This is a genomic window from Paramagnetospirillum sp., assembly GCF_058402745.1.
In genome coordinates, this window is sequence record NZ_JBZVFI010000016.1 from 106,670 (window position 1) to 127,108 (window position 20,439).

The 20,439-nt window shown below is 61.9% G+C and carries 16 protein-coding genes and 1 tRNA gene; 9 read left to right on the forward strand and 8 right to left on the reverse strand.

What is annotated here, in order from left to right; all coding sequences use genetic code 11:
* Positions 1-134: 134 nt before the first annotated feature.
* Complete coding sequence (locus ACV4UZ_RS13855) at positions 135-4,010, forward strand: metallophosphoesterase (RefSeq protein ID WP_491601396.1); 3,876 nt, start codon at positions 135-137, stop codon at positions 4,008-4,010.
* 149 nt (positions 4,011-4,159) lie between these two features.
* On the opposite strand, the gene ACV4UZ_RS13860 is transcribed toward ACV4UZ_RS13855, so the two are convergent.
* Positions 4,160-4,918 carry a site-specific integrase gene (locus ACV4UZ_RS13860; RefSeq protein ID WP_491601397.1) on the reverse strand — a complete coding sequence of 253 codons (759 nt, stop codon included), beginning with the start codon at positions 4,916-4,918 and terminating at the stop codon, positions 4,160-4,162.
* Between the two features lie 74 nt (positions 4,919-4,992).
* On the opposite strand from ACV4UZ_RS13860, the gene ACV4UZ_RS13865 reads away from it, so the two are divergent.
* Positions 4,993-6,069, forward strand: a complete 1,077-nt coding sequence (locus tag ACV4UZ_RS13865) for an IS5 family transposase (RefSeq protein WP_491598929.1) — start codon at positions 4,993-4,995, stop codon at positions 6,067-6,069.
* Positions 6,070-6,128: 59 nt separating this feature from the next.
* On the opposite strand, the gene ACV4UZ_RS13870 is transcribed toward ACV4UZ_RS13865, so the two are convergent.
* From ACV4UZ_RS13870 to ACV4UZ_RS13885, 4 genes are all read right to left on the reverse strand, one after another.
* Positions 6,129-6,509, reverse strand: a complete 381-nt coding sequence (locus ACV4UZ_RS13870; protein ID WP_491601398.1) for a hypothetical protein — start codon at positions 6,507-6,509, stop codon at positions 6,129-6,131.
* A 77-nt stretch (positions 6,510-6,586) separates the two neighbouring features.
* A tRNA-Arg gene (locus ACV4UZ_RS13875) sits at positions 6,587-6,663 on the reverse strand.
* Positions 6,664-6,684: 21 nt separating this feature from the next.
* Positions 6,685-6,993, reverse strand: coding sequence for an ETC complex I subunit (locus ACV4UZ_RS13880; RefSeq protein WP_491601399.1), 309 nt, complete (start codon positions 6,991-6,993; stop codon positions 6,685-6,687).
* 125 nt (positions 6,994-7,118) lie between these two features.
* Entirely contained in the window at positions 7,119-8,486 is a 1,368-nt protein-coding gene (locus ACV4UZ_RS13885; RefSeq protein ID WP_491601400.1) for a carbohydrate porin, read from the reverse strand.
* A gap of 364 nt (positions 8,487-8,850) precedes the next feature.
* On the opposite strand from ACV4UZ_RS13885, the gene ACV4UZ_RS13890 reads away from it, so the two are divergent.
* The 7 genes from ACV4UZ_RS13890 (at position 8,851) to ACV4UZ_RS13920 (ending at position 16,577) form a co-directional block, all read left to right on the forward strand.
* Positions 8,851-10,545, forward strand: a complete 1,695-nt coding sequence (locus ACV4UZ_RS13890) for a helix-turn-helix domain-containing protein (protein ID WP_491601401.1) — start codon at positions 8,851-8,853, stop codon at positions 10,543-10,545.
* 393 nt (positions 10,546-10,938) lie between these two features.
* Positions 10,939-11,685, forward strand: coding sequence for a response regulator transcription factor (locus ACV4UZ_RS13895; RefSeq protein ID WP_491601402.1), 747 nt, complete (start codon positions 10,939-10,941; stop codon positions 11,683-11,685).
* Positions 11,686-11,688: 3 nt separating this feature from the next.
* Complete coding sequence (locus tag ACV4UZ_RS13900) at positions 11,689-13,080, forward strand: ATP-binding response regulator (protein WP_491601403.1); 1,392 nt, start codon at positions 11,689-11,691, stop codon at positions 13,078-13,080.
* Between the two features lie 5 nt (positions 13,081-13,085).
* On the forward strand, positions 13,086-13,637 hold the full coding sequence (locus ACV4UZ_RS13905; RefSeq protein ID WP_491601404.1) for a SiaB family protein kinase: 552 nt from the start codon (positions 13,086-13,088) through the stop codon (positions 13,635-13,637).
* A 7-nt stretch (positions 13,638-13,644) separates the two neighbouring features.
* Positions 13,645-14,028: a DUF1987 domain-containing protein gene (locus ACV4UZ_RS13910; RefSeq protein ID WP_491601405.1), complete on the forward strand. Its 384-nt coding sequence runs from the start codon at positions 13,645-13,647 to the stop codon at positions 14,026-14,028.
* 5 nt (positions 14,029-14,033) lie between these two features.
* Positions 14,034-15,056, forward strand: a complete 1,023-nt coding sequence (locus ACV4UZ_RS13915; RefSeq protein ID WP_491601406.1) for a sensor histidine kinase — start codon at positions 14,034-14,036, stop codon at positions 15,054-15,056.
* A 66-nt stretch (positions 15,057-15,122) separates the two neighbouring features.
* Complete coding sequence (locus ACV4UZ_RS13920) at positions 15,123-16,577, forward strand: sensor domain-containing diguanylate cyclase (RefSeq protein ID WP_491601407.1); 1,455 nt, start codon at positions 15,123-15,125, stop codon at positions 16,575-16,577.
* Positions 16,578-16,746: 169 nt separating this feature from the next.
* Here ACV4UZ_RS13920 and ACV4UZ_RS13925 read toward each other — a convergent pair whose 3' ends face one another.
* The 3 genes from ACV4UZ_RS13925 to gph all read right to left on the reverse strand — a co-directional run bounded on the left by ACV4UZ_RS13925 (position 16,747) and on the right by gph (position 20,361).
* Positions 16,747-17,133 carry an RrF2 family transcriptional regulator gene (locus ACV4UZ_RS13925; RefSeq protein WP_491601408.1) on the reverse strand — a complete coding sequence of 129 codons (387 nt, stop codon included), beginning with the start codon at positions 17,131-17,133 and terminating at the stop codon, positions 16,747-16,749.
* A gap of 33 nt (positions 17,134-17,166) precedes the next feature.
* The gene (locus ACV4UZ_RS13930) at positions 17,167-19,593 is read right to left on the reverse strand and encodes an EAL domain-containing protein (RefSeq protein ID WP_491601409.1); all 2,427 of its coding nucleotides are present in this window, start codon (positions 19,591-19,593) and stop codon (positions 17,167-17,169) included.
* 105 nt (positions 19,594-19,698) lie between these two features.
* Positions 19,699-20,361, reverse strand: coding sequence for a phosphoglycolate phosphatase (gene gph / locus ACV4UZ_RS13935; protein WP_491601410.1), 663 nt, complete (start codon positions 20,359-20,361; stop codon positions 19,699-19,701).
* Positions 20,362-20,439 lie beyond the last annotated feature (78 nt).

Here is a 20,439-nt window from a genome sequence, read left to right on the forward strand (position 1 = left end):
CCCAAATAGCTTGTGCGCCACATCGGTTTTGCTCACAATAACTGCGTTACATCCGAGCTCACGGCCATCAATTGACGAAGCTCACGGCCATCAATTGACGAATAATATACATACATTAATTTTGGAGGGAATGAATGGGATTAACAATTCTCCATATATCCGACCTCCATTTTGGGCAGAATAGCGGCTACGGACTTGAGTTCTCTAGCTATAATCAACTAATAAAATCCGCGCATTGCGACGGCAGAACACCCGACATTTGCGTTATAACTGGGGACATTGCGAATATAGCCAGTACCGCAGAATACAATGACGCAAGGTTATGGCTCACTGAACTGCTTAAACCTTGGCCGAATTGTTTTGTTGCTATGACCCCTGGAAATCACGATGTAAATAGGAGTTTGCTAACCACAACTCATGAACATTCATTCTTCTACGCACATCATAGCGAACAAAAATGGCTACAAACACGCGAATCTATATTCAATGACGCAGCCCAATTTGATAACTATTTAGACTTTGAGAAAACCATCGCTCAGAACCATATCGAATGGAATGACAGATTGTCATGTGGCTTCGGCACATACACCATACGGTCAAAAAAAATAAACATTCTATCCGTAAACTCCGCCATATTATCAAGCAAGAATGACGACACAGCAGCCGAACCTTGTCTTGTAATTGACGTCGAATCCGTCAACTACCTTCTTTCACATTGCAACACAGAGAACGACCTAACTATAATAATATCACACCATCCCATAAATAACTGCTTGACTCAATGGAATGCCGATCAGTTTAATTCTATTTTAAATCGCATAGATGGCGGTCCTCATGCATTCTTTCATGGCCACTTCCACAATCCATCACTACAAATAAATTCGACAAATACAGGTCAGAGATTAATTACACTTGCTGGCGGAGCCGCCCACGAAAGCCAGTATTCAATGCATTTTGCGTTTTACGAATTTGACTTTGCATTAGGCGCAGTTCATCCATCTATATACAAATATCACAATAGTAACCTGTGGTTAATTGAACCATCCCTATCGCATACTGTAAGAGGGTGGCTACCAAAATGTGATAACAAAAAAAATAGTGACTTCAGTGGAGGCACACATACTGAAGTGATGGATCGCGACATTATTCGATATGTACGTGAAATTATTACGCAAAATTCATACATCGAAGATGGATATGTTTCACTCGAATTTCTTGTGACAAAAATCATAGAAAAAAAAGAAACAACAGCAACGATGGGCGCCGCTCGGAAGTTAAGGAAAATAACACGCAAGGAATCAATATTAGATGAAGCAACGCCACGAAGTGACGACATTGCCTTGGGCGACATATTCTCCAGTGCACTTGATGTTTTCACCAGATGCTCATCTTTTATATTTTTTGGGGAAGCCGGGTCAGGTAAAACAACATCTCTCAAATATGCACTTGTCTATTTTTCTCGTCTCGTAGATGCGAAACAGATGAGGTTTGGCATCCCATTATCTGTTGACCTTGGATCATGGTATGATAGCGGGCTTACAATTAGTGAGTATTTTATTCGATGCCGAGAGAGAGCGGGAATATCTCATATTTCGTTTGACCGTATTTTTCTGCTCGTTGACGGTTTGAATGAAGTACCTGGCTCTGAATTTGAACGAGTTGTGCGTGATCTATCTGCGTGGATCGAAAAATCCATGCCGCAGAACATTGTTATAGCATGCAGAAAGGAGGGATATTCGCCCAAGAGATATTCCTTACTTGAAAAATTCTGCCTCCCGTATATCGAGATATTGCCTTTATCAGAATCCTCAAAGAGGAGTCTAATTAGCAATTACGTGGGAAATGCAGAGGCCGTAGACTCAATATACGAACGCGTATTGGAAACCCCACCAGCAATATTATCTTTATCAAATCGGCCAATTTTTTTAGTAATGCTCTGCGAAGTACTACTAACATCTCCAGAGCGCTATCCGGTTACAGTTTCAGAGCTAGTGTATATTTATATCAGTGACCTTTTCACCATAAAGGAGTGCGAAGGAAAAATTTCTAAAATTTCATTCGCTGAATTGTTAAGCGTTCTTTGCGTAGTCGCATGGGAAATGTTTTCCAAGCGGTCGATTTCTCATATTTCCAGAGGATATATTGATAGAGTATTATGCAATGAAACGGCTCATCTTGTCTTTGATGCGGCATGTATTTGTGGAATTATTAATTATGTTCGGTTTCAGGAGGAAAATGACATAGCCTTCTCACATCCGATAATTGGCGCGTTCTTTACTGCAAAAACTCTCATCTTACAAGATGACAATGAATATTTAATAAATATAAAGAAATACAGATCCAGGAAGGACAGCAGCTGGAAGGATGTATTTTCGTTTATTCCAGGATTTAACGTTGTCAACAAAGTTATCATGCTGGCCAGAATAGACCCTGTGCTAGCTATTCGATGCATAAAGAACTCTGGAACTATATATACACTTGATCATGATGATCTAACGCTTCTAGCTAGATTGGTGTCTGAGCACTATTATGCAAACAGATTATCATGTTACAATGATAATGAGATATCCGGCGCTTTAACTCAGCTTGGCCATCATGCTGCCCCGTATGTGTCACGCCTCTTAAGTACTGCACCGCCACCATTTGTAAAAATCTTAGCCAAATCATTATGTGAGATAGACCATGTATTTTGTATTGATTCTCTTTTTCAGAAAATAGCTATGACAAAAAGAGGGGCCAGACGCGCATTGCGTGATGCCATTGTGACATTTTGCACAAACTTTCCAACTACATTTTGTGAATGGCTTCGCCTCCAGGAAGCAAAGGGCTATAGCGACATTCAAAAAGAATATGCATTAATTGCATTTGAGCGGTCATGCATAAATTTAGCTGAAATTGGCATGGCCATTTTAGGTGATACGACAATAATTCGCTATGTTATTGACAAATTGCACCTAGATAGGTCTGATGTAAAAAATTATATTAACACAAATGACTTCTGTTTTCCGAGAACTGGAAGCATTCGTATTGGAGATAGGCTATTTACCATTCTTTGGAATCAAAAGAAAGGAGATATTTGGCTTTGTGCGTTGGCCAATTGCGGCTACATTAGCTTTAATATTCCGCCTTTATTTTCACATTTAACTTATGAAATAGGACGCGATATCTGGGAATTGATTGCACTCCTTGGTTCTGTCGGCGCATCTGAGGCGAATCGAATTGTCAATTTGTTATCGCAGCAAATTTGTAGAAGCGCTGTTATTGATTTAATGGAAAAGTGCCTATCTAGCTCAAATGAAAGGCTCAGAAGACGCGCTCCACGAGTGATTGCAAAAATTGGCGACTCTGGATCGATACGACATCTTATAAATTCATTAAAAGATGCATCCCCTCAGGTTCGACATCACTCTTTACGGGCTATTTTTCACATAGGTAATGTCGATGTCCTTGATCATGTAAAACCGCTATTATATGACGATTTTCCAGACACACGATGCTTTGCATTAAAAATATTTAGGAAATTTAGCCCCAGCATGGCAATTCATGAGGCATTTTCTGCATTTGAGAGTCTTCATGGGAATGTTTCTGCTGAGGGATTGCTGATAATTTGCGAATGTAAAGGATACGATGCCGTACCATACGTATTGGATGGGATGAACTCAAATAACTCGTACTTGCGACAGATTTCATATGAAGTTATGCTGAAAAAATATAGTAACTTAGTAACTGATGACATGATAGAGGCTGGATTAAGAGATGCGTCAGAGAACATAATAAACGTAATCGCTAAATTTTTATCCACTAGCAGTTCCGATAGACATTTCGGTTTTATTGACACTCTTTCCTGCAGCGGCCGTGTCCACATTAGAAAGCTTTCTATAATGGCTTCTAGAAATCTGCGAAGTGATTACATGATGCTGATCTGTACGAGGCTTCTAAATGACGAGAATCAAGATATTCGTGATCTTGCCGCGATCACAATCAACCTCGCCAATGGATTTAGTGAGTAGTATTGAAGCTTACTTTCCGACATCAATAACATTGTATTTTTAAATTTATTTTTTATTGTATTGCGATGCCATCACTTTGACGCGTTGTATATTTAATATACTATGTATAGATTTTTACGCTCATTCCAAATACAAAAGCCCCTCTGCATTCATGCTTCAGCGGCTCTCGCCATCTTCACCGCCAGATCCTCCGCCCGAAGGTGCGTATACCGCTTGAGCATCTGGAGCGTCTTGTGGCCGGTGATGGCGGCCACTTCCTGAATTCCAAAGCCCTGTTCGAAGAACCGCGACGTGGCTTCGTGGCGCAGATCATGGAAATGCAGCCCGTCGATTTTGGCCCGCACACAGGCCCGTTGAAAGGCGTGGGTGACGCACATGGAGCCGATGGGAAACACCCGGCTGTCGCGCCCCTCGTCGATGTTGCGGGGCACGGCGCTCAGCACCTTGATGGCCGCCGGGGACAGCGGCACCGTGCGGGCAGTGCCGTTCTTGGTGTCGGGAAGGTGGGCCGTCCCCTTGGTGAGATCAACATTCTCCCAGCGTAGGCCGAGGATTTCTCCCTGCCGCATGGCTGTTTCGATGGCTATCTTGACGATGGCCGTCAACCACTTGGACTTGCCGGCATCACAGGCGGCGATCAGGCGCGCCTCTTCCGTCCGCCCGTCGTCATCGGGAGTGGCATCCAGGCGCCGCTCACGGCCTGGGGCGCATTTGGGCATGCGGATGTTGGAGATGGGATTGACCACCGGCCAGCCCCATTCCTTGATGGCGATGGTATAGAGGTGGCGGACCAGCCCCAGTTCCAGGCGCACGGCATTGCCGCTGAGGCCCGCCGCCAGGCGCTCGTCACGATAGACGGCGAAGTCAGTGGGGCGCAGGGTGGAGATGATTCGGGCGGCCAGCGGCACCTGGACGCCTCCGGAAACTGGCGGTTCTGACGGTTTTGTGATTCGATTCTCCCTGGGATCACCGGGAGGTCGAGATGAAGGGGCAAGCCGGTTTCTGGGATTTCGAGCACAGCCTTGAGGCTCTGTCGGCGGAAGGCGATCCGCTGGAGCAACTGGAGCGGACGGTTCGCTTCGAGCAATTTCGCCCGGCGCTGACCAAGGCGGTTCGGCGCTCCGATCCGTCGAAGGGCGGCCGGCCCGGGTTCGACGTGGTGCTAAAATTCAAGATGCTGGTCCTGCAAGGGCTGTATGGCCTGTCGTTGCAGCAGACGGCGTTTCAGGTGCGGGATCGCCTGACCTGGCTGCGGTTCTGCGGCCTGCGCCCCGGAGACGCGGTGCCCGACGCCAACACGCTGTGGGATTTCCGCGAGGCGCTGATCAAGACCAAGGCGCTGGACCGGCTGTTCAACACGCTCGACCAGGCGATTTCCGCTGCCGGCTATTTGGCCATGGGCGGCCAGATCATCGACGCCACCCTGGTAGCGGCGCCCAAGCAGCGCAACAGCGATGGCGAGAAGGAGGCGATCAAGGCCGGTCAGATCCCCGAGGCGTGGACGGACAAGCCGGCCAAGCTGCGGCAAAAGGATCGAGATGCCCGCTGGACGGTGAAATTCGCCAAGGCTAAGCCGACGGCGGATGGCAAGCCGCAGATCGACATCGCCATTCCGGTCTTCGGCTACAAGAGCCATATCTCCATCGACCGCCTGCACGGCATCATCCGCCGCTGCATTGTGACCGACGCGGCGGCGGCGGACGGTGCCCGACTGCGGGAGGGGCTGATCGATCCGAACAATACCGCCTCACCGGTGTGGGCCGATACCGCCTACCGCTCCCAGGCCAACGACGATTTCCTGGCCGACCATGGCCGCGTCAGCCACATCCACCGCAAGAAGCCGAGAGGCAAACCAATGGCCAAGGCCACGGCGAGAGCCAATGCGGTCAAATCCAAAATCCGCGCCCGCGTCGAGCACGTCTTTGCCGAGCAGAAGGACCGCATGGGGCTTTTCATCCGAACCATCGGCAAGGCCAGGGCCGAGGCGACGATCACCCTGGTCAATATTGCCTACAATATGAAACGGTGGTGCTGGCTGGAGAAAACGGCCGCCGCATGACCCCAAGGAAGGGGAATGCCGAGGCAATTCAACCTCAGAATTGGACCAAAAGTTCCTCTTCAGATCACGGCCAGGCCGGAACGCGCCCACGCCGACCGTCTCTGAACGTCAGAAATCGAGTTTCCGGAGGCGTCCACCTTCTTCCAGCGCCGCACATAGGCCGTCACCCCATCGGGCCGCTTCTTGGTCGGTCCGATCTCGCGGTCATAGCGGTCGAGGGCATCGGCCAGGGTGATGGTTTCGATCTCCCGCCGATCAACGAAGGCCCCCTTCTCCATCTGGGACAGGGTTTCGATGGCGAAGCGCCGGGCGTCATCCATCTTGTCGAACTGGCGGGTGACCGCAGGCCAGCCCTTGCGGCGGATTTTGACCTGATAGCCGAGCAAGCGGCCATCCGGGGCATAGCGCTCGAAAATCGGAAGCTTCTTGGCGCGGGCCATGCGGGGACACTCCGGGACACGAACTGTCCCCAGATTGTCCCCGAAATTCGGTTTTAGTGCAAGGAACCCGCTGGAAATGGCGCGCCCTGCTGGGCTCGAACCAGCGACCTGCCGCTTAGAAGGCGGCTGCTCTATCCAACTGAGCTAAGGGCGCCCGGTGCCGCCTTCGTGGCGCTTAGAAGCGGCCGAATTCCAGCTTGTCGTAGCGGAAATTGTCGGCGTAGTTCTTGGGCTTCTGCAGGCGGGTGTTCTCGGTGGCCACCTGGTAGTCCAGGCCCTTCCGCTTGGCGAAGGCCACCGCCTCCTCCATGGTGTCGAACTTGACGCGGACCTGCGAGGTGGTGTCGGTGGAGCCCAGCCAGCCCATCAGGTTGTCGGGCTGCTTGGGAGCCGCCGGCTCGTATTCCAGGACCCAGGACTTGGCGTTGCCACCCCGGCCCGATTGCATGGCGGTCTTGGCGGGGCGATAGATGCGGACCTGCATCAAAGTCTCTCCTGCTGGTCTGGACGTCCTGGTTGCGGGCGGGGCCGTTGAGAATCAAGGGGTTGACACCCCCTGCCCGACTCCGCCCGCAAGGTATAATCGACGCCTTCGGAATCCGCAAGAACCTACAGTTTGAACACCGTCCGCAAACCCACCACCGTGGCGTCGGGAATGGTCTTGGACGAATTTTCCGGAAGCGTGGTGGTGCCGCCGGGATGGACCACGTACTGCACGTCCGGCACCACGGTCAGCCAGGGCGTCACCTGATAGCGGTAGCTCAGTTCGACGACCGCCTCGTAATCGTGGTCGGGAGCGGTATTGGTGCCGAAACGCCTTGCGTCGGCGTCGCGGGCCGCCAGTGCCGGGCTCATGCGGCCGAAGGCGAAGCCCAGGGCGGCCACGTCGTCGTCGCGCCCCTCGAACGGTCCCTTGTAGGCCAGGCCGGTATCGAAATAGAACGGCATCTGGTTGCGGTCCTCGGGCAGGGCAGTGACCCGCAGGAAGGCCGACAGCCCCAGATCCTCGGTGCCCGCCTCGCGGTGGACCATGCCGTCATAGATGCCGTAGACCGCCCAGTTGCCGCGATGGGTCTTGGCCGAACCCGCCGCGCCGCTGCCCAGCGACACGCCGGCCTCGTCGTAATGCTGATCCGTGGCGCGGCCGCCGTAATACCAGCCGCCCAGCTTGAACATGGTGGGCAGGCCGGCCGCGCCCTTGGCCTGGTTGAGGCCGTACTGGGTCTCGAACATCCACATGGGCGCCCCATCCACGGTGTAGTCCACGCCGCTGCGGTTGCGCTTCTGGGCGTCGTTGCCGACATTGGTGCCGGGTGCCACGTTGCCGGTGAACAGGCCCGCCTGCACCGCCAGTTCCTCGGTGGCCTGGACCTTGAGCCGCGCGCCCAGGTTGGACAGGGGATAGCCGCCGCCGCCCGAGGGCAGGTTGGCGGCGAAGGACGGCGGCCAGCCGAAGGCGGAGTTGATCAGGTTGGTGGCCACCACCGAGTTGAAGAATTCCTCCTGCATGGGCAACTGGCCGAGGCGCAGCGACACCTTGTCGTCCAGCACGCTCTGCTGCAGCCACAGGGAGAACAGCCGGGTCGAGGGCGCCGCCTCGATGTCGCGCACCGGAATCAGGTTGCCGATGAAATTGGCCGACAGCTGGCGGCCCTGGACGTGCAGGCCGGTGACGTGGAAGGCGCCCCCCTTCCAGCCCATGGCCTGTTCCAGATCGGCGTCCACATCCACCTGCAGCAGGGCGTTGCCCACGGCGCGGCGCTTGATGCCGCCGGACGGGTTGCCCAGCATCTCGGCGGTATAGGCGGCGTTCACCTTGACGCCCCTGTCGGCCAGATGGGGGCGCAGGCCGCCCCAATCGCCGGTCAGGGTCTCGCGCTCCCACAGCCCCTTGGCCTCCTCGGCCCGCGAGGCGGCCGAGGTCAGGCACAGCCCGGCGGCGACGGCCAGTCCGATGGCGAAAGTTCCAGTCTTCATGTCGAAATCCACCCCTTCCGAATGCGGCGCAGGTCCACCCGCATCCGGGACACCCCGCCCGGAGCGGATTGGGGCATCGAAGCCCTTGGCCGCATTCCCTTTTCACCTTGACCCCAACCCGAGGGCGGTCCCAAGGAACCATCTCCGCCGAGATGTACCCGCCGCCGTGTCCGAATGCAAGAGCGCGTTATACTATAACACTTGCCCGGACGGATCATGCCGGGCGATCACGGGTTCGATTGGACCTGTGCAGGAGGTTGGAGTAAATTCCGCGCCCAATGGAGGTCCCCCAGGGATGAAGCGGACGGATTCGCCCGAAACGGAATCGCATATGCCGGCCACGTCGGGGGCGGAGGGCGACGCCGTGCCACCTCCCCCCGTCGAGGGCGGTTGGCTCACCGTCAGCGAGGCGGCGGAGCAGCCTGCCCCTGCCGAGGAGGGGAGCCTGCTCGCCCCCCTGCGCCGGGGCCTGGGACGGCTGGCCGCCAGTTGGCGCTATCTGGCCGATCCGGCCGAGCGCCATGCCCTGCTCCAGCATGCGCGCGGCGGCCTGTCCCGTCTGACCCGGAGCATGGGCGGCCCCGCCACTTCCGGCGGCATCCGGCCGGGGGGGCCGCCCCCCCTGTTGCCGCCCGCCATGTCCGAGCCCGATTCCGTTCCCGCGTTCGATCCGGAAGCGGCGCTGGACCGCCTGCGCTCGGCCCTGCGCCAGTTGCCGGAGCGGGGCGAGGTGGCGGTGCCCGGCAACCTGCAATCCCTGGACCGCCTGCTGGGCGAGCCGCCGCCCGCCATGGATTTCGAGGCCGCCGACCTGCTGCACGACTGCTTTCCGCGCGGCACGCGACATTCCGGCAATCGGGTCCTGCTGGCGGTGGCCCGCAACCTGACCCGCAATTTCGGCCGCCCCGGGCGCCTGCCCATGACCAGCGGCAAGGCATGGACCATGCTGGACCCGGCGGTGTTCGCCGATCAGATGGCGGCGCAGCTGGCCGAGATCAGCGATTTCGTCCTCCGCTGGCAGGCCGAGGAAAAGAGTTTCCTGATTCTGGAATTCGCCGAGGTCGAACTGATCGAATACTTTTTCGAGCACCTGCACCCCAGGCGCCACGGCGCCCTGCTGATCCGGGTGATGGATTTCAAGGTGCTGTCCACCCGCCGGGCGGGGCTGTTGCGGCGTATTCCGGCCAGGGTGCGGCGTTTCATCCAGCATACGGCGGGCGCCGCTCCCTCGGTGCCGCTGGCCTATGCCAGGGATTCCGCCATCCTGCTCGAACTCATCGAGAAGCGGGTTCCCTTCCGGCCGGTGACCGAGGCCGCCGCCGCCGCCCGCGCCGAGGTGGACAAGATCATCGCCCGCCTGTCCCCGCCGGAGCCCGAAGCCACGCTGCGCATGGCCCCGCCGGCCGGCGACGGGCCGCCGCCCGCCAAGCCCGGCCTGGATCAGATCATGCACGCGCTGGGAAGTTCCGCCGCGCCGCCCCCCGCCGCTCCCCCCGGCCGCATTTCCGCCACGCCGGCGACGGCGGCTCCGGTCCAGGCGCTGTCGGTAGCCCCTCCGCCCCGCCCGGCCTCCCTGCCGGTACCGGTGGCACCCAGCCGCAAGCGTTTCGGCAACCGCCAGAAGACCGAGGCGGTGATGCGGGTGCTGGGCGGAGAGAGCCGCGAACAGGTGGCCGCCGCCCTGGGCGCCACCCCCGATCTGGTGGAGAAGTGGCTGAACGCCTTCCTCAACGGCGGTTCCTCGGCCCTGGCCGCCAGGCCGAAGGCGGCGAGGCCGCGCCGGGCCAAGGCGCCACCGCCGGAAGCCGCCTCCATCGACGACCTCAAGGCCAAGCTGCAGGCCCTGCTGCAGACCGTCGAGGTGCTGAGCGGCCAGATTCAGTCGCTGCCCCCGGCCGGGGAAGACAAGGCGCCGCCGCCCGCCACCCTGCCGCCGCCGGCCGCGAAGCCCGCCGAGCCTCCCCCGGCTCCGTCCGCCTCGCCGCCGCCGGGCTTTCCCGCCGAAGACCCCGACCCGCCTCCCAGGCAGAAGCGTACCCGCGCGCCCCGCCGGCGCTGAAGCCTCCCACCGACCGACACCCGAGAGATAAACCAATAATAGACACATTGCGTCACAAGAACATCCATCGGGAGACGCAACCCGCTAGGATTCAAATCTGCGTATTCATCGCCACACTCCAAGCCGGCCGTCCATCTCGGGTTCAGGGACGGGTTCTTTGGAATAATTCCCGCAAGGACTATATGCCTTATGGCTATACCCCAGCGGCACGGTGACGAACTTTGACGGCGTCCATGCCGGGCGAAAGCGGCATCCCCACTGGATTTCGGGAAGGGAAGAGGTAAAAGCGGCCCAAGTGGCGCAACATTGCGTCACATGGTGCAACGACTTGTTATTGTACGTAACTCGGTGTTTATGATTTCCCTGTCGAAATTGTTCTGGAGGCTGGACCCCATGGCGCGGATCGCGGTGGTCGAGGACGAAGCTCCTCTTCGGGCGGATCTGGTCGAATACCTTTCGGCTTGCGGGCACGACGTTGTCGGCTGCGGCGACGGCAAGGAGCTTGACCGCGCCCTGGACGAGCATCCCGTCGAAATCATCATTCTGGACATCAACCTGCCCGGCGAGGGCGGCTTTTCCATCGCCGGACGGCTGCGCTCCCATTCCGACGTGGGCATCATCATGCTGACGGCACGCGGGCTCAACGTCGACCGGGTGGTCGGGCTGGAAGTGGGCGCCGACGTCTACATGGTCAAGCCGGTGGAGCTGCGCGAACTGGAGGCCCAGGTCCGCACCCTGGCCCGGCGCATGCGGGTCTCGCCGGCCGCCCAGCCGGCGGGCGAGGCGCGCCCGGTGCCCGAATCCGCCCCGCAGCCCGCCGCTCCGCCGTCGGTGCCCACCGAGTGGATCTACGACCAGCTGACCTGGACCCTGATCGCCCCCGACGGCAAATCCATCAAGCTGACCGGCAACGAGCGGGTGTTCGTCTCGCTGCTGGTGACCCGCCCGGGCGAGCCGGTGTCGCGCGACGAGATCTTCCGGGCGCTGGGCAAGCGCGGCTGGGACCCGGCCGACCGCTCGGTGGATTCCATGGTGCGCCGCCTCAGGGCCAAGGGCGACCAGACCTTCGGCCATCCGCTGCCCATCGAATCGGTCCACAGCGTCGGCTACGCCTTCGCGGCGCCGGTCGGCCTCAGGTAGCCGATGGCGGAGCCGCGCAAACTCGCCTTCAAGCCGCGCGGCGACCGCTCCGCCCCCTCCCCCTCGGCTCCGCCCTGGCCGATCCTGATCGTCGACGACGACGAGCAGGTCCACCAGATGACCCGGGTCATTCTGCGCGACCTGAGCTACCAGGGCCGCCCGTTCAGGTGCATCGAGGCCACCTCGGCCGCCGAGGCCGCCACCATCCTGGATTTGCAGCCCGAGATTCCCGTGGTGCTGCTGGACGTGGTGATGGAGACCCCGGACGCCGGCCTGCGCCTGGTCCGCCACATCCGCGAGGAATTGGGCAACCGGCGCGTCCGCATCATCCTGCGCACCGGCCAGCCCGGGGACGCCCCCGAGCGCGAGGTGGTGCTGGGCTACGACATCAACGACTACAAGAGCAAGGCGGAGCTGACCGCCCAGAAGATGTTCACCGCCCTGGTGGCGGCACTGCGCGCCTGGAGCGACATCACCACCATCGAGCGCCTCAACGCCGAACTGACCGAGCTGAACGCCTCGCTGGAGGCCAAGGTCGAGGACCGCACCGCCGAGCTGCGCGAGAGCAACGAGGCCCTGGCCCGCTCCAAGACCCGGGCCGAGACCGCCCTGCTGCGCGAGACCGAGGCCAAGAACCAGCTGCGGCAGTTCCTCTCCATGGTCAGCCATGAATTCCGCACGCCGCTGGCCATCATCGATTCCTCGGCCCAGATGCTGCGCATCCGGGTGGAGAAGAGCGATCCCGGCGGCGTCGCCCGCCTGGACACCATCAGGGGCGGGGTGCAGCGCCTGCTGGGCCTGATCGACACCTGCCTGGCCGACGAGCAGCTGGACAGCGGCCGCATCGTGCTGCACGAGAAATCCTTCGCCATCGGCCCCATGATCGAGGTGACCCTGGCCCATTACCGGGTGGCCTCTCCCACCCATCTCTACCGCCCCGACGTGGCCCCCGACCTCGCGGTCTGGGGCGATCCCGGCATGATCGCCCTGGTGATCAACAATCTGGTGGGCAACGCCGTGAAGTATTCCCCGGCGGGCTCGGAAGTCCTGGTGACCGCCGCCCGCGACGGCGCCGACGTGGCCATCACCGTGGCCGACCAGGGCATGGGCATCCCCCCCGGCGACCTGCCCCACATCTTCGAGCGCTTCCACCGGGCCGCCAATTCCAAGGGGATTCCCGGCTCGGGGATCGGCCTGCACATGGTCCGTCAGATCGTCGAGATGCATGGGGGCGCGGTGACCGTGGACAGCCGCCTGAAGACGGGCTCGCGCTTCACCGTGCGGCTGCGTCCGTCCCCCGGCGCCGGGGCCGAGGGCATCGATCCCGTGCAAGACGGCTTGAGCGCCCCCGCCCCCGATGATACCGTCCATGAACTTGGCCAAGGCAACAGGTAGCCGGCATGCTTGCGAAACAATACCGCTCGTTCAAGCACGACCTCGACCAGCGCGGCATCATCTTCTCGTTCTCGGGCTATCTGTCCGAGGAGATCCTCTATTCGCTGGGCAACGCGCTGCGCCAGAAGATGACGCTTGAGGACGCCAACGTCAGCACGGTGAAGAAGGTGTTCTCCGTCTTCGTCGAGCAGGCCCAGAACATCATCCGCTATTCCGCCGAGAAACTGTCCAGCGACAAGGGCCAGTCCATCGAGCTGTCGTCGGGCATGGTGACCATCGGCACCGAGAACGACCGCTTCTTCATCGTCTGCGCCAACGTGGTGCTGGCCGCCGACGAGCCCCGGCTGCGGGAAAGGCTGGAGCGGCTGCGCTCCATGGACCGCGACGCCATCAAGGCCTATTACAAGGAACAGCTGAAGGAAGCCCCCGAGGAACAGAGCAAGGGCGCCACCATCGGCCTGATCGAGATCGCCCGGCGGGCCAGCGAGCCCATCGAATTCGATTTCGACCCCATCGACGAGCAGAAGTTCTTCTTCTGCATGAAGGTATCCATCTGAGGTGCTTATGGACAATCTGACGATCGCGGCCACGGAACGTTCGCCCGCGGTGGATTTCGATTTCGCCGCCGGGCGTCTCAGCCTCAAGGGTGAATCCTATCCCGAGGACGCTTCCGCCGTGTTCGGCCCCATCTTCGCCGCCCTGGAGGGGTTCCTGGGCAATGCGGGGGGCCGCGAGGTGACCTTCGACTTCGATCTCGCCTATTTCAACAGCTCCAGCGCCAAGGCGCTGATGAACATGTTCCAGATGCTCGACCAGGCGGCGGAATCCGGCTGCCGGCTGACCGTCAACTGGTTCTACGCCCCCGACGACGACACCATGAAGGAGTTCGGCGAGGATTTCAGCGAGGACCTCGCCCACGTCACCTTCAACCTGGTGGCGGTCGAGTAGACCCGTTGAACGGCTTCAACCTCTTCGACGCCGAGGAGAAGAGCCTTGAACAGGCCGAGGATCTGCGCCGCCGGCTCGAATCCGCCCCGGAACCGGTCAAGGACGGCATCGCCTCGCTGATCGAGGCCTATTCCCGCTCGGTCCGCGAGCAGCGCCGGCTGGTCCGCGTCTCCGACCGCCTGCAGGCCCAGCTGGCCTCGGTCAACCAGGAACTGGGGCGCCGCAAGGCCGAGGCCGAGGACGCCCTGGAAAGCCTGAAGGCCGCCCAGGAATCCCTGGTCCAGGCGGAAAAGCTGGCCTCGCTGGGCGCCCTGGTGGGCGGCGTCGCCCACGAGATCAACACCCCCGTGGGCATCGCGCTGTCCTGCGCCTCCCATCTGGCCGATTCCACCGCCTCCATGCGAAAACTGTTCGAGGCCGACGACATCTCGGTCGAGGATTTCGAGCGCTACATGGACACGGTCAAGGACACCACCGGCCTGATCCTCGCCAACGTGGAGCGCGCCGCCGACCTGATCCGCAGCTTCAAGCAGGTGGCGGTGGACCGCACCACCTCGGAGCGCCGCCGCTTCGACCTGGCCGCCTATATCCGCGAGACCCTGGCCAGCCTGGGCCCCCATCTGCGCCAGGCCGGCCACGCGCTGCGCCTGGACTGCCCCGACGGCATCGTCATGGACAGCTATCCCGGCGCCCTGTCCCAGGTGCTGAGCAATTTCGTCATGAATTCCCTGGTTCACGGCTACGATCCGGGCCAGCTGGGCACCTTGTCCATCACGGTGGACCGCGACGGCGAGGCCGGCGTGCGGCTGGCCTATGCCGATGACGGCAAGGGCATCGCCGAGGAGAACCTGGGCCGCGTCTTCGACCCCTTCTTCACCACCAAGCGGGGCAGCGGCGGCTCGGGCCTCGGGCTGCACATCGTCTACAATCTGGTGACCGGCCCGCTGGGCGGCAGCGTCGGCGCCGAATGCCCCCCCGGCGGCGGCACCCGCTTCACCATCCACATGCCCCTGGCCCCCGCCGCCTAATCCTTCGTCACACTCTGGCGCAATCCGGGGGTGGCGCGGGCAATGGCGCGGGTGGAATATGAGCGAATGAGCAAGAACCCGGACGACACCAGCCCGGAACCGGCCGGCAGGACCAGGCTGTCGCTGCGCAGAGGCCGGCGGACGGGCGCCATCGAGGGCGCCGCCCCCTGGCCGGTCCTGGTGGTGGACGACGACCCCGACGTCCATTCCATGACCCGGGTGCTGCTGCGCGACTTCAGCTTCCAGGGCAAGGGCTTCGAGGTGATCAGCGCCATGTCGGGCGCCGAGGCCCGCGCCATCCTGGCCGCCCGCCACGACATTCCGGTCATGCTGCTGGACGTGGTGATGGAGACCCCCGACGCCGGCCTGTCGCTGATCCGCCACGTGCGCGACGACCTGGGCAACCGGCGGCTGGCCATCGTGCTGCGCACCGGCCAGCCGGGCGAGGCGCCCGAACGAGACGTCATGCTGGCCTACGACATCAACGACTACCGCTCCAAGACCGAGCTGACGGCGCAGAAGCTGTTCACCTCGCTGATCGGCGGCCTCCGGTCATGGATTCACCTCTCCACCATCGAGGCCATGGCCTCGACCCTGGAGCGCCGGGTCACCGAGCGCACCTGCCAGCTGGACGAGGCGCGGCGCTTCGCCGAAAGCCTGGTGGAACTGCTGCCCAATCCCCTGTGGTTCAAGGACCCCGACGGCAGCCTGCGCCTCTACAACCGGGCCTTCCGCGAGATGTTCGCCGTGGGCGACGGGGATTGGCACGGCCGCCCCGCCCTCGACACCCTGCCCGAGCCGCTGGCCGGGCTGGACCAGCTGGCCGACCAGAGCCTGCATCTGGGCGGCCAGGGCGGGCTGGCCTTCGAAACCTCCATCGACCGGCAGGGCGCCACCCGCACCCTGGTGGTGAACAAGGGCGTGGTGCGCAGCGATTGCCGGGACAAGCCGGACGAGGCCATCGGCACCATCGGCATCGTCACCGACATCACCGAGCGCAAGCGCATGGAAAGCCAGCTGCGCCATCTGGCCACCACCGACGAGCTGACCGGCTGCCTCAACCGCCGCGCCTTCTTCGCCGCCGCCGAGCAGGAGCTGGAACGCTCGGGCCGCTATGGCGGCCCCGTTTCGGTGCTGATGATCGACATCGACCATTTCAAGCAGGTCAACGACCGCCACGGCCACGCGGTGGGCGATCAGGCGCTCAGGGCCGCCACCGCCGCCATCCGCGCCAATCTGCGCGAGATCGATTCCTTCGGCCGGCTGGGGGGAGAGGAATTCGCCGCCATGCTGCCCGAGACGCCGCTCTCCGGCGCCCTGCAGGTGGCCGAGCGGCTGCGTCAGGCGGTGGCCGCGATCGCGGTTCCCCTGGGCGAGGGAGAACCGCCGCTGCGGCTGACCACCAGCCTGGGCGTGGCCGAGCGTACGACCGAGGACAGCAGCCTGGACCAGATTCTCGCCCGCGCCGACACGGCGCTCTACCGCGCCAAGGCGGCCGGACGCAATCGCGTCCTGGCCTAGAGCATCGAGCGTCAAATCAGAGACAGATTGTCACCCTGAGCCTCGGCGAAGGGTCTTTCAGGCACAGGCGGCAACGGCCTCAGGCTGAAAGATGCTTCGCTGCGCTCAGCATGACAGCGTGTTTCATATTTGACGCTCGTCGCTCTAGATGACGCAACCGCGTCCTGGCCTAGATGACGTCCGCCAGGGTCTTGCCGTCGAACACCGCAAGGAAGGCGGCGAGCGCCTCGTCCACCAGGACGCGCAACCGGCATGCCATTATGGGGCAGGTGTCGCAGGGCTCGTGGCAGGGCAGCAGGGCCAGGTTCTCCTGCTGGCGAAACAGCCGGCCCAGGTCGATGGCTTCCGGATCGCGGCCCAGGCGCAGGCCGCCATGCTTGCCCCGCACCGTCTGCACATGCCCCAGCTCCGCCAGGGCCCGCACGATCTTTTTCAGATGCTCGGCCGAGATGCCGTAATACTCCGCCACCTCGCGCACCGTCACCACCCGGTCGCGGTGGTGGGACAGGTAGATGAGCAGACGGATGGAGAAATCGGTGAACTGGGTGATCTTCATGCTGGTTCCGCCCCGGGCTGGGCTTCCATGGTGCTACAGGCGGCCGACCCGTTCAACGACCTTGGCGACCAGACGGGTGATTTCGCCGCTGTCGCCCCCGGGCGCCAGCGCCTCCAGGTCCCCCAGCAGAGTATAGAGCGCCTCCTCGCCGAACATGCCGCACTTGCCGCGCATGGCGTGGACGTGGTCGGCCAGGGCGGCGCGGTCGCCCGCCTCGGCCAGGCGGCGCAGCGCCTCCTGATCCTTGAGCATCTCGGCCATGAAGGCGGGCAGCAGGTGTTCCAGCCCGGCGGGAATGTTGATTCCCGCCGCCAGCCCCGGAGCGGACGGCGCCGCGTCGGTATCGGCGGGCGGCAGCATCTCGGCCATGGCGGCCAGCAGGTCGGAACGGGAGATGGGCTTGACCAGGAAGCGGTCGAAGCCGACGTCGCGCGCCCGCTCGCGGCTGGCCTCGGAATCGTCGATGGTCAGGGCGATCAGCGGCACCGGGGCGAGGTCGTGGCTTTCCTCGAACAGCCGGATGGCCCGGGCGACCTCGAAGCCGTCCACCTCGGGCATGCAGAGGTCGAGCACCACCAGCTGATGGCGGTTGCCGCCATCGGTGCGTATGGCGGTGGCCTTGGCGATGGCCTCGGCCCCGCTGGCGGCCTCGTCGATGATGCAGCCGGTGCCGTCCAGGAAGTCGCGGAACACCAGACGGACCAGTTCCATGTCGTCGGCGAACAGCACCCGGATTCCATGGGGCGCCACGCCGGCGATGCCGCTGGGGTGCGGCAGGCCGTGGCGGTCCAGCACGAATTCACGGAAGCGCGGCCCGGAGAGCGGCGGCGAGAAGAAATAGCCCTGGGCCACGTCGCAGCCCTGACTGGTGATGAAGTCCAGTTGCTCCTGGGTCTCGACCCCCTCGGCCACCACTTCCAGGTGCAGCGAGTGGCCCAGCGCGATGATCGCCTCGACCATGGTGGCGTCGTCGGGGCGCGCCCCCATGTCGGCGATGAACGAGCGGTCGATCTTCAGCACGTCCACCGGGAAGCTTTTCAGGTACGACAGCGACGAATAGCCGGTGCCGAAATCGTCCACCGACAGGCTGACCCCCAGGCTCCGGATGGCCTCCATCTTGGCCAGGATCTCCTCGCCGTTGGAGAGCAGCAGCCCCTCGGTGATCTCGACGGTGAGCAGCCAGGGCGGCAGGCGCGTCTCGTCCAGGGCGCGCTTGATGATGGCGACGATGTCGCCCTGCTGGAACTGCCGGGGCGAGATGTTGACGGCGATGTTGAGGTCGCCCAGCCCCATGCCCTGCCAGACCAGCGCCTCGCGGCAGGCGGCGGTGATCAGCCATTCGCCGATGGGGCGGATCAGGCCGATCTCCTCGGCCAGGGGTACGAACTGGTCGGGGCTGACCACGCCGAGATAGCGGTTGTGCCAGCGCAGCAGCGCCTCGGCGGCGTTGACCTTGCCCGACTTGACGTCCACCAGCGGCTGGAACACCAGATGGAACTCGCCCTGGGCCAGGGCGCCCGACAATTCGTCGGCCAGCTTGGAGCGCGCCTGGGCGCGGGCGTCCATGGCCGGGGTGAAGAAGCGGAAGGTGTTGCGCCCCGCCTGCTTGGCCTGCTGCAGCGCCGCCGTGGCGTTGCGCATCAGGGCCTCGACGTCCTCGCCGTCGCCCGGCCACAGGCAGACGCCGATGGAGCACGAGATCAGGATGTGGTGATGCTCGACCACGAAGGGCTCCTGCAGCGCCTCGAGCACCGAGCGGATCACCGCCTCCACCTCCGAGGTCGCCCGCACCCCCGACAGCACCACGGTGAATTCGTCGCCGCCGAAGCGCGCCGCGGTGTCGCCCTGGCGCAGGCAGTTCTGGAAGCGCCGCGCCGCCTCCTGCAGCACCTTGTCGCCGATCCAGTGGCCCAGCGAATCGTTGATGTTCTTGAAGCCGTCCAGGCCGATGAACAGCATGGCGACCTTGGACCCCTCGCGCCCGGCCAGCACCAGGGCCTGCAGCAGGCGGTCGAGGAACAGGTTGCGGTTGGGCAGTTCGGTCAGCGGATCGAAATTGCTGCGCTGCCACAGCTGCTCGGCCGTCTCGTGCGCCTCGGTGACGTCGCGGAACACGGCGATGCGCCTGGCCACCGCGCCATCCGCGCTCCGCTGGCTGGTGATGGACAGCCACAGGCGGATGGGACGACCGTCCTTGTGGCGGTCGATGACGTCGCCCTGCCACTGGCCGTTCACCGCGATCTGGTGCCACATCTCCTCGTAGAAGGCGCGGTCGTGGAACCCCGAGCTCAGCATGTGGGGATCGTTGCCAATGGCTTCCTCGGCCCCATAGCCGGTGATGGCGGTGAAGGCGGGATTGACGGCGATGATGCGGTTGGCGGAATCGGTGGCGAAAATGCCCTCGAAGGCGTTGTCGAACACCGCCTGGTATAGCGACAGGCGCTCCACCTCCCGCGACAAGTCCTCAATCCGCCGCTCTTGCGGCTTACCCTTACCCTCGACCACGGCGCCCCCGATTGTCGGCTGGGGAGAGCATGGCCCCGAACCTCTTTCAACGCAAGAGGGCTACCCCAGCAACAGGCGGGAAAGGTCCCGGAAGTCGTCGATGATCCAGTCGGCGCCCAGCTCCGCCACCGGCCCGTGGCAATAGCCGAAGGACAGCGCCACGCTCCTCACCCCGGCCCGTCTGGCCGAAACGATGTCGTTGGTGGAATCGCCCACCATCACCGCGCCCCCGGCCGGCACCCCCAGGCGGTCGAGGATGCAGGTGACGTGGGCCGGGTCGGGCTTGATGGCGGGCGCGTCGTCGGCCCCCACCACCAGGTCGAACCAGCGCTCCAGGTCGAGCGCCGCCAGGATTTCGGCGGTGGCGCGGCTTGGCTTGTTGGTGCACACGGCCAGCAGAAGCCCCGCCGCCTTCAGCTCGGCCAGGGTCTCGGGCACACCCGGCCAGGGCACGGTGTTCTCGGCCGAACGGGGCCCGTAATCGGCCAGAAAGCGCTTGAGATAGGGTTCCACCTCCGGGCCCGGCATGCCGCCGGTGGCGGTGAAGGCCCGCGTCACCAGGGTGCCCGCCCCGTCGCCGACGAAGGACATCACCGTGCGGTCGTCCAGAGCGCCTCGCCCCTCGCTCGCCAGCAGCCGGTTGACCGCCGCCACCAGATCGGGAAGCGAATGAATCAGGGTGCCGTCCAGGTCGAACAGCACCGCCTGCAAACCCATGCCCATTGAAACCTTCCGCAACAAAGATTGACTTGGCCCGCTCGGGCCTTTTGTGGCACCTTCCGGCCTCAACCGCAACAGATT

Coding starts and splice junctions, on each gene's coding strand:
- ACV4UZ_RS13855 (WP_491601396.1), top strand. CDS start 135: ATGGGATTAACAATTCTCCATATATCCGACCTCCATTTTGGGCAGAAT.
- ACV4UZ_RS13865 (WP_491598929.1), top strand. CDS start 4,993: ATGAAGGGGCAAGCCGGTTTCTGGGATTTCGAGCACAGCCTTGAGGCT.
- ACV4UZ_RS13870 (WP_491601398.1), bottom strand. CDS start 6,509: ATGGCCCGCGCCAAGAAGCTTCCGATTTTCGAGCGCTATGCCCCGGAT.
- ACV4UZ_RS13880 (WP_491601399.1), bottom strand. CDS start 6,993: ATGCAGGTCCGCATCTATCGCCCCGCCAAGACCGCCATGCAATCGGGC.
- ACV4UZ_RS13885 (WP_491601400.1), bottom strand. CDS start 8,486: ATGAAGACTGGAACTTTCGCCATCGGACTGGCCGTCGCCGCCGGGCTG.
- ACV4UZ_RS13895 (WP_491601402.1), top strand. CDS start 10,939: ATGGCGCGGATCGCGGTGGTCGAGGACGAAGCTCCTCTTCGGGCGGAT.
- ACV4UZ_RS13900 (WP_491601403.1), top strand. CDS start 11,689: ATGGCGGAGCCGCGCAAACTCGCCTTCAAGCCGCGCGGCGACCGCTCC.
- ACV4UZ_RS13905 (WP_491601404.1), top strand. CDS start 13,086: ATGCTTGCGAAACAATACCGCTCGTTCAAGCACGACCTCGACCAGCGC.
- ACV4UZ_RS13910 (WP_491601405.1), top strand. CDS start 13,645: ATGGACAATCTGACGATCGCGGCCACGGAACGTTCGCCCGCGGTGGAT.
- ACV4UZ_RS13920 (WP_491601407.1), top strand. CDS start 15,123: ATGAGCAAGAACCCGGACGACACCAGCCCGGAACCGGCCGGCAGGACC.
- ACV4UZ_RS13925 (WP_491601408.1), bottom strand. CDS start 17,133: ATGAAGATCACCCAGTTCACCGATTTCTCCATCCGTCTGCTCATCTAC.
- gph (WP_491601410.1), bottom strand. CDS start 20,361: ATGGGCATGGGTTTGCAGGCGGTGCTGTTCGACCTGGACGGCACCCTG.